Genomic DNA, 14,495 nt, shown 5'->3' on the forward strand with positions numbered 1-14,495 from the left:
CCGCTCCTCGCGGAGGGAGGCACAGGGCCTCGTGGTCCGGCGCCGGACGGAGCGGTGGTCCCTCCGCCCGGCGCCGGCCGCTCAGGCGGGGGTGCCGGAGCCGGAGGGCGGGAGGGCGCCCCAGGGGTTCTCGATGCCGATGTACTGGGTGGTGGTGTACTCGGCGATGCCCTCGGCCCCGCCCTCGCGGCCCAGGCCCGACTGCTTGACCCCGCCGAAGGGTGCGGCCGCGTTGGAGATCACCCCGACGTTGAGGCCCATCAGGCCGAACTCGATGCGGTCCCCGATGCGCAGGCCGCGGGAGATGTTCTCGGTGAACACGTAGGAGGCCAGTCCGTACTCGGTGGAGTTGGCCAGTTCCACGGCCTCGTCCTCGTCCTTGAAGGTCACGACCGGGGCGACGGGACCGAAGATCTCCTCGGTCACCGCCCGGGCGTCGCGGGGGACGTTGCGCAGCAGGGTGGGCTGGTAGAAGTAGCCCGGCCCGTCGACGCGCGCCCCGCCCACGACGACCTCCGCACCCCGGGAGACGGCGTCGGCGACGAACTCCTCGACGGAGTCGCGGGCCTTGGCCTCGACCAGCGGGCCGACGGTCACGCCCTCGTCCACGCCGTTGCCCACGGTCAGGGCGGACATCTTCTCGGCGAGCTTGGTCACGAACTCCTCGGCCACCGACTCGTGCACGAGCAGCCGGTTGGCGGCGGTGCAGGCCTCGCCCATGTTGCGCATCTTGGCGGCCATCGCCCCGGCCACGGCCTTGTCGATGTCGGCGTCCTCGAAGACGAGCAGGGGGCCGTTGCCGCCCAGCTCCATGGAGGTGCGCAGCACGTTGTCGGTGGCCAGCTTCATCAGCTGCTTGCCCACCGGGGTGGAGCCGGTGAAGGAGACCTTCCGCAGCCTGGGGTCGGCCATGATCGGCTCCGAGACCGCGGCGGCGGAGGCCGAGGAGACCACGTTGAGCACCCCGGCCGGGAGCCCGGCGTCGATCATGATCTGCGCGAAGTACTGGGAGGTCAGCGGGGTCAGACGGGCGGGCTTGAGCACCATGGTGCAGCCGGCGGCCACGGCCGGGGCGACCTTGCGGGTGGCCATGGCCAGCGGGAAGTTCCACGGGGTGATCAGCAGGCACGGGCCCACGGGCTTGCGGGAGACCAGCATGCGCAGGGTGCCCTCGGGGGACTCCGTGTAGCGGCCGTAGTCGCGCACGGCCTCCTCGGAGAACCAGCGCAGGAACTCCCCGCCGTACTTCACCTCGCCCTGGGCCTCGGCGAAGGGCTTGCCCATCTCCAGGGTCATCAGCAGCGCCAGGTCGTCGTAGCGCTCCTGGACCAGGTCGAAGGCCGCACGCAGGATCTCCGAGCGCTCCCGGGCCGGCGTGCGGGCCCAGGACTCCTGGGCGGTCGCGGCGGCGTTCATGGCCGCCTGCGCGTCCTCGCGCGTGGCGGAGGCCAGGGTGGCGATGACCTCGCCGGTGGCAGGGTTCTCGACGTCGAAGGTGGCCCCGTCGGAGGCGTCCCGCCACCGGCCGTCGATCAGCAGGCCCTTGGGGGTCTTCGCCAGCAGGTCGGCGATGCGGTCCTTGATGCCGGGGGCCGCGGGGGCCTTGTCCGTGATGCTCATGGGGAAACCTCTCTTCTCGACGCGGGAGGCACCGGGCGCCTCGGAGGATGCGTCAGGGGTGGTCGGACGGTCGGGCGACAGCGCTGGGCCCGCCCGTTCATGGTACGGGCAGGGGGTCGGAGCCCCGCCCGGTGACTCCCGGGGTGTGATGCCACGCTCGACCACCGGTGGTGCCGGGCCGGGGCCCGGCTCGGGTCACCCGCCGCGGGCCGTGGCGGGAACTGCGGTGTCACGGGGCCTCTCCCGGGCGGGCCGGAGGTGTGACCAGGATGTCGGCCCCACACCGTGAGACTAACCGTCCGAGGACGCGGCATGATGCCTGGATTGATCGCTTCCTCCGTGCACAGTGCACAGGCGGCTCAGGTGCGGGTCAGGCCGAGCGCGATCCACAGCTCGGCGCGCGCCTGGGGGTCGTCCAGGGAGCGGCCGAGGGCCTGCTCGACGAGCTCCACCCGTTGCTGGAACGTATTGCGGTGGATGCCCAGCTCGGCGGCGGCCCGGCGCCGGTTGCCGTTGTGCGCCAGGAACGCCCGCAGGACCGGAACCAGCCGTTCCTCCCCGTCGTGGTGGCTCCGCAGGGGCAGGAGCAGCTCGTCGGCGTAGATCCGGGCGGCCTCGGGCGGGACGAGACCGGCGATGCCCCCGGCGACGACGTCGTCCCACGCGCCGACCGGATGCCGGGCGGTGGTGCGCTCGAGCGTCTCGAGGGCCTGGACGTCGCTCGTGGCCGCCTCCTCGACGGGCACCGCGCCGCCGATGCCGGCCCGCGGGCCCGTGCTCCCGACGGCGTCGCGCAGCCCGGCGAGCTGTCCGGGGTCGTCCTCGACGAGCAGGCCGACGCTCGCCCGGCCGGCGGGCTCCGGGACGGGCGTGCCGGCCAGCACGGGGCGGGCGCCGGGGCGGGCCTCCGTCCGCCGGACGGTCTCGCGGACCTGGTCCGCGGCGCCGAGCAGCCGCACGGCCCGGACGAGGCGGCCCGGGGCCGGCCAGGTCCCCTCGCCCAGCACGGCGAGCAGGGCCTGGGCGGAGCGTGGGTCCCCGCCGAGGAGCAGGGCCGCGGCACCCGCGTGGACCCGGCGACGGAACAGGGCCTGTTCGGCGGCCCGTTCCGCGTGCAGGGACAGCAGCGCCACCGCCGTGGTGATCACACCGGCCTGGGAGCGTTCGAGGGGGCGGGGGACGACCACCACGAGGTAGCTCTCCGGGGTCCCGTGGACGCCGAGGGGGTGGACGATCAGGCTGCCGCGCGGCCCCGACTCCCGCAGCGAGCCGCGGAGGCCCGCCGGGCGCAACCGGGCGACGAGTTCGGTCAGCGTGCGGTCGGAGGGCAGGTCCGGGGGAGGACCCGAGCGCTCCACGAGAGCGGCATCGGCGGTGCACACCCCTGCCCAGCCGCCCGGCAGCAGTCCGGCCAGGGACCGGACGACCTCGGCCGGACCCTCGGCGGCCACGGCGGCCTTCACGAGGGCGCGCTGCTTGGCCAGCATCATCTCCACGTCGGCGCGCTCCTGGGCGGCCCGCATGTCCGCGGTCGCGCGGATGATGCCGAGGAACGGGGTGCGCTCGGGAACGCTGAACAGCGTGAGCCCGGTCTCCCGGCACGCCTGCACCAGTTCGGCCGGCACGCTGGAGTAGGAGAGGTGGTCGCCGACCCCCATGCCGAGGGCCACCACGCCGCGCTCGGCCAGGCGGTGGACGTAGCCGGCCCACGAGCACCCCCGCACGGCGGTGTTGACTCCCGTCAGGAGCACGACCTCCCCGCCGTCGAGGTACGGGGTGGGATCTGCCAGCTCGCTGGTGACGACCCAGCTGACGGGGGCGGCCGTGTCCGCCGCGACCACCGTCTCCAGGCCCAGGCCCCGCAGCGTCAGCACGTCCGTGACCGTGATCATCCGCGCGCCCTCCTGTCGCGGCCCCGCCCGCGGGCGGAGCGGGTAGGGCCCAGTGTATCCGGGCGAGCCGATCCGGCCGGGGCTCGCGAACGCGCGGGGTGGCCGACCGTCGACGCGTCGCGGCACGTGACCGCGGACTAGGCTGGTCGCGGACAGCAGTTCCCGAGGAGAGGACCCGGACGATGGACAACGCCGCCAACCTGCCCAGCGCCTCGGTGGAGGAGATCCCCGAGGACGCGAACGTCCTGGACGTGCGCGAGGACTTCGAGTGGGAGGCCGGGCACATCGAGGGCGCCCAGCACATCCCGCTCGCCCGGCTCCCCGAGTGCTACGGCGAGGTGGAGCCCGACGAGACCGTGTACGTGATCTGCCGCTCGGGCGGGCGCTCGCTCAAGGCCACGGCGTGGCTGCAGCGGTACGGCTTCGAGCCCGTCAACGTGCTGGGCGGCATGGGTGCCTGGATGGACGCCGGCAGGCCGATGGTGTCCGAGACCGGCGAGACGCCGACCGTCCGGTGAGGTACGCCTACCTGGGACCCGCCGGCACCTTCACCGAGGCCGCGCTGCTGGGCGTGGAGGGCGCACGGGAGGCCGAGCGCGTCCCCGTGTCGTCGGTGCCCGTGGCGCTGGCGGCGGTGCGCTCCGGGGAGGTCGACGCGGCCATGGTGCCGATCGAGAACTCCGTGGAGGGCGGGGTGACCGCCACGCTCGACGCCGTGGCCACCGGCGGCGAGCTGCGCATCGTGCACGAGGCGCTCGTGCCCATCAGCTTCGTCCTGGTGGCCGCACCCGGCACCACGCTGGCCGACGTCCGTGCCGTCTCCACCCACTCCCACGCGTGGGCTCAGGTCCGGGGCTGGGCGGACGAGCACCTGCGCGGGGTCGACTACGTCCCGGCGTCCTCCACGGCCGCCGCGGCGCTCGCGCTCCTGCCCGCACGGGACGGGGCCGCGGGTCCGGGGCGCGAGGCCGGTTTCGACGCCGCGGTCTGCTCGCCGGTGGTGGTGGAGCAGCACCCGGAGCTCGAGGTGCTCGCCGAGAACATCGGGGACAACAAGGCGGCCGTCACCCGGTTCGTCCTCGTGGCCCGTCCCGGCGCGCCGCTGCCCCGGCGCACCGGCGCGGACCGCACCACGCTCGTGATCCCGCTCTGGGAGGACCGCGCCGGCGCGCTCATGGAGATCCTCGAACAGTTCGCCACCCGCGGGGTGAACCTCTCGCGGATCGAGTCCCGGCCGACCGGCAACTTCCTGGGGGAGTACTTCTTCAGCGTCGACGTCGACGGGCACATCCTGGACGCCAGGGTGGCCGACGCCCTCATGGGGCTGCGCCGTGTCTGCCCGAGCACCCGGTTCCTCGGCTCCTACCCGCGCGCCGACCACAAGATGGCCACCGTCGCCCGGCACCACTCCGACGGCGCGTTCCGCGAGGCCCGGGGGTGGGTGGAGTCCCTGCAGGGCGGGGGCCCGAGCGAGCCGGGCGGCGTCGCCGAACGCCCGGTCCCGGGGACGGGGTAGCGCGGGGCGTCCCCCGAACGGCGTCTTGTTGACATATGTCTATGCATGAAGGATGGCTGGTACGGGCGCGTCCGCGCCCCTGATGCTCAACCGGTGCCGATCGACCCGTGGGTCGGGACCGGGCACGACCGGAGGTGCCGCCATGACCGCTCCCGCCATCCGACGCCTCGCCCTCGCCGGTGCGACCGCCGCCGTGACCTGCGCCCTTGCCGCCGCCCCCGTCGCGGCCCTGCCCGGATCGGCGCCGGCTGCGGTGGGCCCGGGGGCCGCCGTGCGCGCCGAGATCGGTCCGGGGCCCGCCGTCGGCGACATCCGTGCCGAGGAGGATCTCGTCCCGGTCTCCCGCGTCGTCGTGGACCCGCTGTCCGCACTCGTGGACAGCGGCCAGGCGCCGCTCGTCGCCACGGGCGCCGGAGTGGTCGTCCTCATGGGCGCGTTCGTGGTCGGGCTCAGCCGCCGGCCCGAGTCCGTGGACTGATGCCCCGGGCGGGTGCCGCGGGGGACGGCCCTGCTCGCCGGAGCCTCAGTCGGCCTGCGACGGGGGCACCCGCACCGAGAGCACACCCGGGAGGATCTCGGACTCGAAGCCGGTGATCAGTCCCATGCCGTCCCCGTCCACCTGGGACTCGATGGGCTCGTGGAACTCCACGCGCACCTTCCGGCCGGCGAAGAACTCGATCACGGGCAGGTCCCGCCGCTGCCGGAACACGACCTTGGCGGCCATCAGGGCCCACTCGAGCGTGCTGCGCGGGGACATCACCACGAGATCCAGCACCCCGTCGTTGATCTTGGCCTGGGGGACCAGGATCAGGCCTGCGGTGAGGATGCCGCAGTTGGCGGCCATCACGGAGCGCACCCGCCGGCTCTGCCACCCGCCGTCGTCGATCCGGAACCGCGCCCACCGAGGGGTCGCGAAGATGTGCCGGACGCCGGCCTCGCCGTAGGCCGCCCAGCCCACCAGCTTCTTCAGCTCGTCCTTGGTGTCGGTCATGATCTGGGCGTCGAACCCCGCCCCGCCCATCACGCAGAACGCGTGGTCCACGGTGGTCCCGTCGTGCAGCTCCACGCGGAATGTGGCCATGTCGATGGCCCGCTCGGAGCCGAAGAGCGCGATGTCGACGTTGCGGTGCGGGTCTCCGAGATCGGCGCCGAGGTTGCGCGCGAGGATGTTCCCGGTGCCGAGGGGGATCAGGCCCAGCGGGGTGTCGTGGCCGATGAGGGCCTCCGCCACGGCGCGCACGGTGCCGTCGCCCCCGGCGGCGATGATCAGGTCGACGTCCTGCTCCAGCGCCCGGTGCGTCATGGAGTACCCGGGGTCGTTCTCCGCGGTCTCGAGGAAGATCGGGTCCGGCAGCCCGCCCCTGCGGCACCCGATGATGACGGCGTCCCGGGCGACGTCGGCGTCGGCCTTGATCGGGTTCAGGACGACGGCGACCCGTCGCGGGGCCACGGGACTGGCGGTCACGGGAGGACTCCTCGGGTTGTGCGGGCCGGGGTGGAGGGCGGCGTCCGGGCGGAGGCGCCCGTGCCCCGGCACCGGGCCGCGGGCCCGGTGCCGGGCGGCTCGCGGTGGGCCTCCACCCTAACCCGGCGGCGCACCGCGACTTGGGTACCCTGACAGGGTGATCGACATCAACCACCTCCGTGAGAACCCCGACGTCCACCGTGCTTCGCAGCGTGCCCGCGGGGCCGACGTCTCCCTGATCGACCGGATCCTGGAGGCGGACGCCGAGCGCCGCAACCTGATCACCGAGTACGAGTCCCTGCGGGCCGAGCAGAACGCCTTCGGGAAGAGGGTGGCCCGCGCCCAGGGCGAGGAGAAGAAGGCGCTGCTCGCCGAGGTCAAGGAGCTGGCCGTGCGCGTCAAGGAGGCCCAGGCGGCCTCGGAGGCCGCCCGCGCCCGGCAGGACGAACTGGTGGCGGTGGTGGACAACCTCGTCCTCGACGGCGTCCCGGCGGGCGGCGAGGACGACTTCGTGGTGCTCCGGACGGTCGGGGAGCCGCGGGACTTCGCCGCCGAGGGATTCGAACCGCGCGACCACCTCGAGATCGGGGAGCTCGTGGACGGCATCGACATGGAACGCGGGGCCAAGGTCTCCGGCGCCCGGTTCTACTTCCTCAAGCGCGACGTCGCCCGTCTCGAGACCGCCCTGTTGCTCATGGGCCAGGACCTGGCCCTGGACAACGGCTTCGTGCCCATGACCACACCGAACCTCGTGCGTCCCGAGGTGATGAGCGGGACAGGGTTCGACGTCGCCCACTCGGACGAGATCTACCACGTGGGCAAGGACGAGCTCTATCTCGTCGGCACCTCGGAGGTGCCGCTGGCGGGGTTCCACGCCGACGAGATCCTCGACCTCTCCGGGGGCCCGCTGCGCTACGCCGGCTGGTCCTCCTGCTACCGCCGTGAGGCGGGATCCGGCGGCAAGGACACCCGGGGCATCATCCGCGTGCACCAGTTCAACAAGCTCGAGATGTTCGTCTACTGCTCCGTGGAGGACGCCGAGGCCGAGCACGCCCGCATGCTCGCGTGGGAGGAGGAGATGCTGGCCCGCTGCGGGCTGGCGTACCGCGTGATCGACATCGCCGCCGGGGACCTCGGGACCTCGGCCGCCCGGAAGTTCGACTGCGAGGCCTGGGTGCCCACGCAGGGCAGGTACCGGGAGCTGACCTCGACGTCGAACTGCACCACCTACCAGGCGCGCCGGCTCAGCATCCGCGAGCGCGTCCCCGATGTCACGGACGAGAGCGGGCGGACCCGCAAGGGGGGCACCCGGACGGTGGCGACGCTCAACGGGACGCTCGCCACGACCCGGTGGCTGGTCGCGATCCTCGAGACCCACCAGCAGCCGGACGGATCGGTGCGCGTGCCCGAGGCGCTGCGGCCGTACCTGCGCGGCAAGGAGGTCGTCCCCGTCCTGCGCTGAGCCGTCGTCCTCCGTTCGGCGTACGTTCATCTCACACCGAGTCCACGGCCACCCTGTCGGTGTGATGTGGCACCATGTCCCGCATGACAAAAGAAAAGACCGCTGGCACCGAGGACCAGCACGAACTCGTCGGCATCAACTCCACCGTCCCGCTGAAGGTCGAGCACTCGGAGGACCTCACGGACACGACCGGTGGCACGAGCGCTCCCGCCCGGCAGCGCTCCGCCGCGGACGTCCGCATCCCGTCCAAGATCCACCCGCCGCGCCTGAACGGGTGGAAGAAGGAGGCCGGGGTCCAGTACCTCGTGGCCCTCGACGTCGACGGCACCCTCGTGGACCACGACGGCCACATGTCCCCGGCCGTGCGCGAGGTGGCGCGGGCCGTTCTCGCGCGGGGCCACCACATCGTGATCTCCACCGGCCGCTCCAAGGGCGCCACCCTGCCCGTGCTCGAGCTCATCGGCCAGGAGCGCGGCTTCGCCGTGTGCTCCAACGGCGGGATGACGCTCGAGCTCGATCCCGAGCTGCCCGACTACCACCGCGTGCTCGAGTGCGTGGCCTTCGACCCGAGCCAGGCCCTCGAGGCGCTCGAGGAGCGGCTGCCCACCGCCAAGTTCGCCCTCGAGACCGAGGACGGCTCGTTCTACTCGACGGAACGGTTCCAGGACGCCTCCTTCGGCATCGAGGCCGTCGGCATGGACCTCCACCAGCTCGCGCGGATGAGGGCCGTGCGCATGGTGGTCTACAGCACCGAGCACACCCCGGAGGAGTTCGCCGAGGCCATCGACGAGGCCGGCCTGCACGGCGTCACCTACTCGGTGGGCTGGAGCGCCTGGCTCGACATCGCCGCCAACGGGGTGACCAAGGCCAGCGCCCTGGAGCAGATCCGGCGACGGCTCGGCGTCGACCCGGCGCACACGGTGGCCGTCGGCGACGGCCGCAACGACATGGAGATGCTCGACTGGGCCGCCCGCGGCGTGGCCATGGGCCAGTCCCCGGACGAGGTCGCGGCCGTGTGCGCCGAGATCACGCACAGCGTCTACGAGGACGGCGTCGTCGGGGTCCTCCGCTCCCTGCTCTGATCGCACGGGGGTGCGCGGCGACCCGGCCGGGCACCCGGGGTCCGTGGTGCGCGTCACATCTGACGTAGGGTGGTGACCAGGCCGGTGGGCCCGCCACCGGCGCCGACGCCAGGAGCCGCGCATGATCGAGTACGTCACCGACAGGTGGGAGCAGATCCTCTTCGCCGGCTGGCAGCACTTCTCCCTGGTGGTCCAGTGCCTCGTGCTGGCCACGGTCCTGGCCGTGGGACTGGCCGCCGTGTGCTACCGCTCGCCCCGGCTGACGGCGGTCGCCAACAACGTGTCCGCCGTGGGCCTGACCATCCCCTCCTTCGCGCTCATCGGCCTGCTCATCGCCCCCCTCGGCTTCGGGGTCACCCCCGCCGTCGTGGTCGTCACCTTCTTCGCCGTGCTGCCCGTGATGCGCAACGCCGTGGTGGGGCTCGCGGGCGTGCCACCGGCCACGGTCGAGGCCGCGCGCGGCCTGGGCATGGGCCGGGCGGCGACGTTCCTGCGCGTGGAGCTCCCGATGGCGTGGCCCGTCATCCAGGCCGGCATGCGCGTGTCGGCCCAGATGGTCATGGGCGTGGCCGCCATCGCTGCCTACGTCCTGGGCCCCGGGCTGGGCGGCTTCATCTTCTCCGGGCTGTCCCGGCTGGGCGGCGCCAACTCGTTGGCCTCGGTGGTCACCGGTGTCGTGGCCGTCGTCGTCGTCGCACTCGTCCTGGACGGGCTGCTCGTGCTGCTCGGCCGTCTCACCACATCGAGAGGTATCCGTGTCTGACTCCGTGACCACCGACCGCAACGACTCGTCCGTCACCGGGGCCCGGATCCTGTTGGAGAACGTCTCCAAACGGTATCCCGGCCAGGCCCGGGCCGCGGTGGACGGGCTCACCCTGGAGATCCCCGCCGGCAGCACGGTCATGCTCGTGGGCCCCTCCGGCTGCGGCAAGACCACGACCCTGAAGATGATCAACCGGCTCATCGAGCCCACCGAGGGCCGGATCGTGATCGACGGCCAGGACGTGACCGACATGAACGGCGACGAGCTGCGCCGGGGCATCGGCTACGTCATCCAGGCCGGCGGGCTGTTCCCGCACATGAGCGTGGCCACGAACATCGGCATGGTCCCCCGGATGCTGGGCTGGGACAGGAAGCGCATCGCCGCCCGCGTGGACGAGCTGCTCGAGCTCGTGTCCCTGGACCCCTCCGTCTACCGGGACCGGTACCCGCGGGAGCTCTCCGGCGGACAGCAGCAGCGCGTGGGCGTGGCCCGGGCCCTGGCCGCGGACCCGCCGGTGCTCCTCATGGACGAGCCCTTCGGGGCGGTCGACCCCATCACCCGGCAGCGGCTGCAGGACGAGCTGATCAACATCCAGCACGAGCTGCAGAAGACCATCGTGGCCGTGACCCACGACTTCGACGAGGCCGTGAAGCTGGGCGACTGGATCGCGGTCTTCGACGAGGGCGCCCGCGTGGTGCAGTACGACGCCCCGGAGCGGATCCTCGCGGAACCGGCCGACGAGTTCGTGGAGGACTTCATCGGCACGGGCGCGGGCCTCAAGCAGCTGACGCTCACGAGGGTCCGGGAGGTCGACCTGGTGCCCGCCGCGACCGCCCGGCCCGGGGAGGACGTCCAGCAGGTCCTCGAGCGCGCCGACCGGGCCGGCAGCACGGACGTCGTCGTCGTCGACGACCGCGATCGGCCGCTCTCGTGGCTGTCCCGCCGCCAGCTGGAGCGTGCCGGGAAGGTGCCCGGGACCCAGGACGACCGGCTTCCGCTGGTCGGCACCGGGGCAACGCTCAACGACGCCCTGGACACCATGCTGGTCTCGAGCACCGGGTCGGCGCTCGTGGTGGGACCACGGGACCGGCTCGAGGGCGTGATCTACGTGGAGACCGTCATGGCGGCCATCACCGAGGCCCGGCGGGCCGTGGCCGCGGAGGACGCGCCCCTGGGGCACAACACCGGTCAGCTGCCGGCCGTGGGCGCCGGCGGAGGGGCGGACCGGTGAGCGCGCAGACGGACCGGAAGGCCCCCGCGGCGGGGGAGCCCGACGACGCGGCGGAGGCGACCCCGCCGCCCGTCGAGGTGGACCAGCACAGCTGGAAGGGGCTGCTGGTGCAGCCGCTCGCGATCCTCGCCGTTCTGGGCGTGCTCGTCCTGTGGCTGTCGACCGCGGAGCTGACGCCGACCGAGGCCGTGACCCTGAGCCCCGCGACCCTGTGGAACTACACCGTGGAGCATCTCCGGCTCACGGTCGTGGCCACGGTGGTCGTCCTCGCCGTCGCCATCCCGGTCGGGATCCTGCTGACCCGCCGGCCGCTGCGCTTCCTGACCGGACCGGTCATCGCGGTGGCCAACATCGGGCAGGCCGCTCCGGCGGTCGGGCTCATCGTCCTCTTCGCGTTCTGGCTCGGCTTCGGCTTCCGGGCCGCCGTCGTCGCGCTCATCGTCTACGCGATCCTGCCGGTGCTGAAGAACACCATGGTCGGCCTCGACGGCGTGGACCGCAGCCTCGTGGAGGCCGGCCGGGGCATGGGCATGAGCGCCGCATCGGTCCTGCTCCGGGTGGAGCTGCCGCTCGCCGTGCCGGTCATGCTCGCCGGCGTGCGCACCGCCCTGATCCTGGTCGTGGGCACCGCGACCCTGGCGACGTTCGTCAACGGCGGCGGGCTCGGCCTGCTGATCACCACCGGCGTCAACCTCGACCTCGAGCGGGTGCTGGTCGCCGGGTCCCTCCTGGTGGCCCTCCTGGCCCTGTCCATCGACTGGATCGGCCGCGTCGTGGAGCACGTGGCCCGTCCGAAGGGACTGCGATGAGAACCCTCCGCCACGTCTGCGCGCTCGCGCTGCTCTCCACCGGCGGCCTGCTGCTGTCCGGGTGCGGGCTCGAGCCCTCCACCGCCTACGTCCCGGCGGCCGAGCCGGGATCGATCGAGCCCGTCGAGGGCGCCGAGGGCACCGAGGTCAGCGTGACCTCCAAGAACTTCACCGAGCAGCTGATCCTGGGCAAGATCGCGGTCCTGGCCGTGCGGGCCGCGGGGTTCGACACCGAGGACATCACCAACGTGCCCGGCTCCCAGCCCGTGCGCGAGCTCATGGTCTCCGGGGAGGCCGACCTCACCTTCGAGTACACGGGCACGGCGTGGCTGACCTACCTCGGTCACGAGCGGGGGATCCCCGACCAGCGGGAGCAGTGGCAGGCCGTCCACGACGAGGACCTCGGCAACGGGCTGACGTGGGGCGAGCCGGCGTCGCTGAACAACACCTACGCGATGGCGGTGCGCTCGGAGTACGCGCAGGCCAACGGCCTGGAGACGGTCTCGGACATCGCGACCCTGCCGAAGGAGGAGCGGACCTTCTGCGTCGAGTCCGAGTTCAACTCCCGCAGCGACGGGCTGACACCCATGCTCGCCCACTACGGACTGGACCGTGGCTCGGAGGTCCCGGAGGACAACATCGGGATCTACGACACGGGGGCCATCTACGAGGCCACCGACGACGGCGAGTGCAACTTCGGGGAGGTCTTCTCGACGGACGGCCGCATCCCCGCCCTCGACCTGACGGTGCTGGAGGACGACCGGCAGTTCTTCCCCGCCTACAACGCGGCGCCGGTGTACAGCACCGAGCTGCTGGCGGAGTTCCCCCGGCTCGAGGACGTCATGGAGCCCATCGCCGAGGCGCTGACCGACGACGTCATGCAGGAGCTCAACCGGCAGGTGGACGTCGAGGGCCGGGACCCCGCCGACGTCGCCTACGAGTGGATGATCTCCGAGGGGTTCGTCGTCGAGCCGTGAGTCCCCGGGCGGGGCGCCGCCTCCCCGCCGGCCGCGGGGGTCTCGCACAGGGACAGCAGCCGCGCCGCGGCCGGCCGGGCGTCCCACTCCTCCTGCCACAGGGCACGCGCCACGGCCTTGGAGACCGCCTGCGGGGTGATGCCCAGTTCGGCGGCCACGACCTTCTGCTGACCCCTGGCCCCCGGCACGAGCAGGTCGACCACCCGCCACTCCGCCTCGGTGCGCAGGACCACGATCCGGCCCAGCAGCCGCAGCACGGCCTCCGCCTCGGCGGCGACGTCGTCGTCGTCGGCGGCCACGCACACCGGCACCCTGCCGCTCCGGGACGCGCGCTCGGCGGCCCGCCGGGCGTGGGCCGTTCCCGGACCGTCGGCGCGCACCCCCGTCCGGCCCGCCGCGTCGGTCGCGGCCTCGAGGAGCACGGGGCCGACCCCGATGCCCACCCGCCACGTCCCGCCCCGGAGCCCGGCCAGCGCCGCCGAGACCGCGGTGGCCGGGTCGGTGGCGATGCCCTGCACCAGGTGCTCCCCGGCGCGCTGGAAGGGCACCTCGGTCCGGAGGCCGTCGAGGTGACGCACGAGGGCGGGCACGAGGTCGCCGTCCTCGCGGCGGCACTGGTCCAGGGTCACGACGTACACGCTCCCAGTATCGGGCACCGGGTGGAGCCGAGGTGCCGGGGCGCGCCTCACTCCCAGAACCGCGGTTCGATGTCCACGCCCCGGGCGAGCAGCTCGTCCTCCAGGGGCTCGCGGCAGATCAGGGGCAGCCGGAGGCATCCGATGCGGTCGTCGGGACCGAAGTAGGCGGCGAGCCGGTCGAAGCCCTGCCGGAACCGGGCGAGCTCGCGCGCGGTGTCCGCCACGTCGAGGACGTCGGCGTCCGAGCCGAGGACCCAGAACGAGGCAGGATCGGTGAGCTGGAGCAGCCCCACGGACGCGCCGGCGTCGTTGTTCTCCGTGCCGTCCCAGCCGGGCACGCGCAGCCACCCGCCCGGTTCCGCGGCGCCCAGGGCCGGGGCGACGGGGTCGTACTCCCAGGCCCGGGCGCGCTGGAGCCACCGGGGCGGAGCGGGCAGGTAGAGGGGGCCGTCGAGGTCCACGGGCCACCGGGCCGCGGCGAAGACCGCCGCGTCCACCCGGTCCCAGTACCGCTCCGCGGTGAGGTCGGTGCCCACGCTGTTGGGCGCTGCCCCGGGGTCGTCCGGGCGCATGCCGTGCCAGTACGTGGGGCGGGTGGGCACGTCGGCCCCGCGCAGCAGGAGGTCGAGCTCCTCGAGGTGGGCCGGCTCGCCCAGGACGACCGTCCTGCTCTCGAAGTGCAGGACGTAGGGCACGCGGTCGGCGCTCACCTCCGCTCCGCAGGACCGTCCGCCGCCGTCCCGGCACGGCCCGGGCGGGCGGAGCCGCCCGGGACGCCGAGTCCCACCGGGGCGGCCGCCGGGTGGCCGGTCGGAGCGGCGCGCACGAGGTCGCTCGCCGGGAGGACGAGCACCGCACGGGGGCCCAGCAGGAACATGCGCATCCTCTCGGGTCGCCGGGTCCGTCCCGGCTCCGGGTCCATCGAACCACAGGCCCCGGACGGAACAAGGGGCCGTGACGGCGCCGCGTGACGGTCCACGAGGACTGCCGGGGACGGGTGCCGGCCGGCACCCGCCGTGCACGGGATCGGCCGGCAGGTG

Annotated in this window: 15 protein-coding genes; 9 read left to right on the top strand and 6 right to left on the bottom strand. The window is 73.4% G+C overall.

The window, feature by feature from the left end; genetic code table 11:
* Positions 1-81: 81 nt before the first annotated feature.
* Positions 82-1,620 (bottom strand): NAD-dependent succinate-semialdehyde dehydrogenase, encoded by a 1,539-nt coding sequence (locus ACH9EU_RS16325; protein ID WP_396414959.1) that lies wholly within the window; start codon positions 1,618-1,620, stop codon positions 82-84.
* A gap of 359 nt (positions 1,621-1,979) precedes the next feature.
* A complete protein-coding gene (locus ACH9EU_RS16330) occupies positions 1,980-3,512 on the bottom strand; it encodes a PucR family transcriptional regulator ligand-binding domain-containing protein (RefSeq protein WP_396414960.1) in 1,533 nt (510 codons plus the stop codon).
* 182 nt (positions 3,513-3,694) lie between these two features.
* Here ACH9EU_RS16330 and ACH9EU_RS16335 point away from each other — a divergent pair, with 182 nt between their 5' ends.
* The 3 genes from ACH9EU_RS16335 (at position 3,695) to ACH9EU_RS16345 (ending at position 5,506) form a co-directional block, all read left to right on the top strand.
* Positions 3,695-4,030 (top strand): rhodanese-like domain-containing protein, encoded by a 336-nt coding sequence (locus ACH9EU_RS16335; RefSeq protein ID WP_396414961.1) that lies wholly within the window; start codon positions 3,695-3,697, stop codon positions 4,028-4,030.
* Positions 4,027-5,028: a prephenate dehydratase gene (gene pheA / locus ACH9EU_RS16340; protein ID WP_396414962.1), complete on the top strand. Its 1,002-nt coding sequence runs from the start codon at positions 4,027-4,029 to the stop codon at positions 5,026-5,028. Before ACH9EU_RS16335 ends, pheA begins: the two co-directional genes overlap by 4 nt.
* A gap of 142 nt (positions 5,029-5,170) precedes the next feature.
* Entirely contained in the window at positions 5,171-5,506 is a 336-nt protein-coding gene (locus ACH9EU_RS16345; protein ID WP_396414963.1) for a hypothetical protein, read from the top strand.
* Between the two features lie 45 nt (positions 5,507-5,551).
* Here the strand turns inward: ACH9EU_RS16345 and ACH9EU_RS16350 are convergent, their stop codons facing one another.
* Positions 5,552-6,493 carry a diacylglycerol kinase family protein gene (locus ACH9EU_RS16350; protein WP_396414964.1) on the bottom strand — a complete coding sequence of 314 codons (942 nt, stop codon included), beginning with the start codon at positions 6,491-6,493 and terminating at the stop codon, positions 5,552-5,554.
* 157 nt (positions 6,494-6,650) lie between these two features.
* Between ACH9EU_RS16350 and serS the strand changes: the two genes are divergently transcribed.
* The 6 genes from serS (at position 6,651) to ACH9EU_RS16380 (ending at position 12,817) form a co-directional block, all read left to right on the top strand.
* Positions 6,651-7,955: a serine--tRNA ligase gene (serS, locus tag ACH9EU_RS16355; RefSeq protein ID WP_396414965.1), complete on the top strand. Its 1,305-nt coding sequence runs from the start codon at positions 6,651-6,653 to the stop codon at positions 7,953-7,955.
* A gap of 74 nt (positions 7,956-8,029) precedes the next feature.
* Complete coding sequence (locus tag ACH9EU_RS16360) at positions 8,030-9,037, top strand: HAD-IIB family hydrolase (protein ID WP_396414966.1); 1,008 nt, start codon at positions 8,030-8,032, stop codon at positions 9,035-9,037.
* A 121-nt stretch (positions 9,038-9,158) separates the two neighbouring features.
* A complete protein-coding gene (locus tag ACH9EU_RS16365; protein WP_396414967.1) occupies positions 9,159-9,800 on the top strand; it encodes an ABC transporter permease subunit in 642 nt (213 codons plus the stop codon).
* The gene (locus ACH9EU_RS16370; protein ID WP_396414968.1) at positions 9,793-11,031 is read left to right on the top strand and encodes an ATP-binding cassette domain-containing protein; all 1,239 of its coding nucleotides are present in this window, start codon (positions 9,793-9,795) and stop codon (positions 11,029-11,031) included. Before ACH9EU_RS16365 ends, ACH9EU_RS16370 begins: the two co-directional genes overlap by 8 nt.
* Positions 11,028-11,840 (top strand): ABC transporter permease subunit, encoded by an 813-nt coding sequence (locus ACH9EU_RS16375; protein WP_396414969.1) that lies wholly within the window; start codon positions 11,028-11,030, stop codon positions 11,838-11,840. The genes ACH9EU_RS16370 and ACH9EU_RS16375 overlap by 4 nt, the downstream gene beginning before the upstream one ends.
* On the top strand, positions 11,837-12,817 hold the full coding sequence (locus ACH9EU_RS16380) for a glycine betaine ABC transporter substrate-binding protein (RefSeq protein ID WP_396414970.1): 981 nt from the start codon (positions 11,837-11,839) through the stop codon (positions 12,815-12,817). Before ACH9EU_RS16375 ends, ACH9EU_RS16380 begins: the two co-directional genes overlap by 4 nt.
* On the opposite strand, the gene ACH9EU_RS16385 is transcribed toward ACH9EU_RS16380, so the two are convergent.
* From ACH9EU_RS16385 to ACH9EU_RS16395, 3 genes are read right to left on the bottom strand one after another with little or no spacing between them, the layout of a single operon-like run.
* Positions 12,775-13,455 carry a hypothetical protein gene (locus ACH9EU_RS16385; protein WP_396414971.1) on the bottom strand — a complete coding sequence of 227 codons (681 nt, stop codon included), beginning with the start codon at positions 13,453-13,455 and terminating at the stop codon, positions 12,775-12,777. The genes ACH9EU_RS16380 and ACH9EU_RS16385 overlap by 43 nt on opposite strands.
* A gap of 47 nt (positions 13,456-13,502) precedes the next feature.
* On the bottom strand, positions 13,503-14,165 hold the full coding sequence (locus ACH9EU_RS16390; RefSeq protein WP_396414972.1) for a hypothetical protein: 663 nt from the start codon (positions 14,163-14,165) through the stop codon (positions 13,503-13,505).
* Positions 14,162-14,332, bottom strand: a complete 171-nt coding sequence (locus ACH9EU_RS16395) for a hypothetical protein (RefSeq protein WP_396414973.1) — start codon at positions 14,330-14,332, stop codon at positions 14,162-14,164. Before ACH9EU_RS16395 ends, ACH9EU_RS16390 begins: the two co-directional genes overlap by 4 nt.
* Positions 14,333-14,495 lie beyond the last annotated feature (163 nt).

The organism is Kocuria rhizosphaerae, assembly GCF_044462265.1.
GTDB lineage: Bacteria > Actinomycetota > Actinomycetes > Actinomycetales > Micrococcaceae > Kocuria > Kocuria rhizosphaerae.

Coding starts and splice junctions, on each gene's coding strand:
- ACH9EU_RS16365 (WP_396414967.1), top strand. CDS start 9,159: ATGATCGAGTACGTCACCGACAGGTGGGAGCAGATCCTCTTCGCCGGC.
- ACH9EU_RS16395 (WP_396414973.1), bottom strand. CDS start 14,332: ATGTTCCTGCTGGGCCCCCGTGCGGTGCTCGTCCTCCCGGCGAGCGAC.
- ACH9EU_RS16335 (WP_396414961.1), top strand. CDS start 3,695: ATGGACAACGCCGCCAACCTGCCCAGCGCCTCGGTGGAGGAGATCCCC.
- ACH9EU_RS16330 (WP_396414960.1), bottom strand. CDS start 3,512: ATGATCACGGTCACGGACGTGCTGACGCTGCGGGGCCTGGGCCTGGAG.
- ACH9EU_RS16325 (WP_396414959.1), bottom strand. CDS start 1,620: ATGAGCATCACGGACAAGGCCCCCGCGGCCCCCGGCATCAAGGACCGC.
- ACH9EU_RS16360 (WP_396414966.1), top strand. CDS start 8,030: ATGTCCCGCATGACAAAAGAAAAGACCGCTGGCACCGAGGACCAGCAC.
- ACH9EU_RS16345 (WP_396414963.1), top strand. CDS start 5,171: ATGACCGCTCCCGCCATCCGACGCCTCGCCCTCGCCGGTGCGACCGCC.
- ACH9EU_RS16380 (WP_396414970.1), top strand. CDS start 11,837: ATGAGAACCCTCCGCCACGTCTGCGCGCTCGCGCTGCTCTCCACCGGC.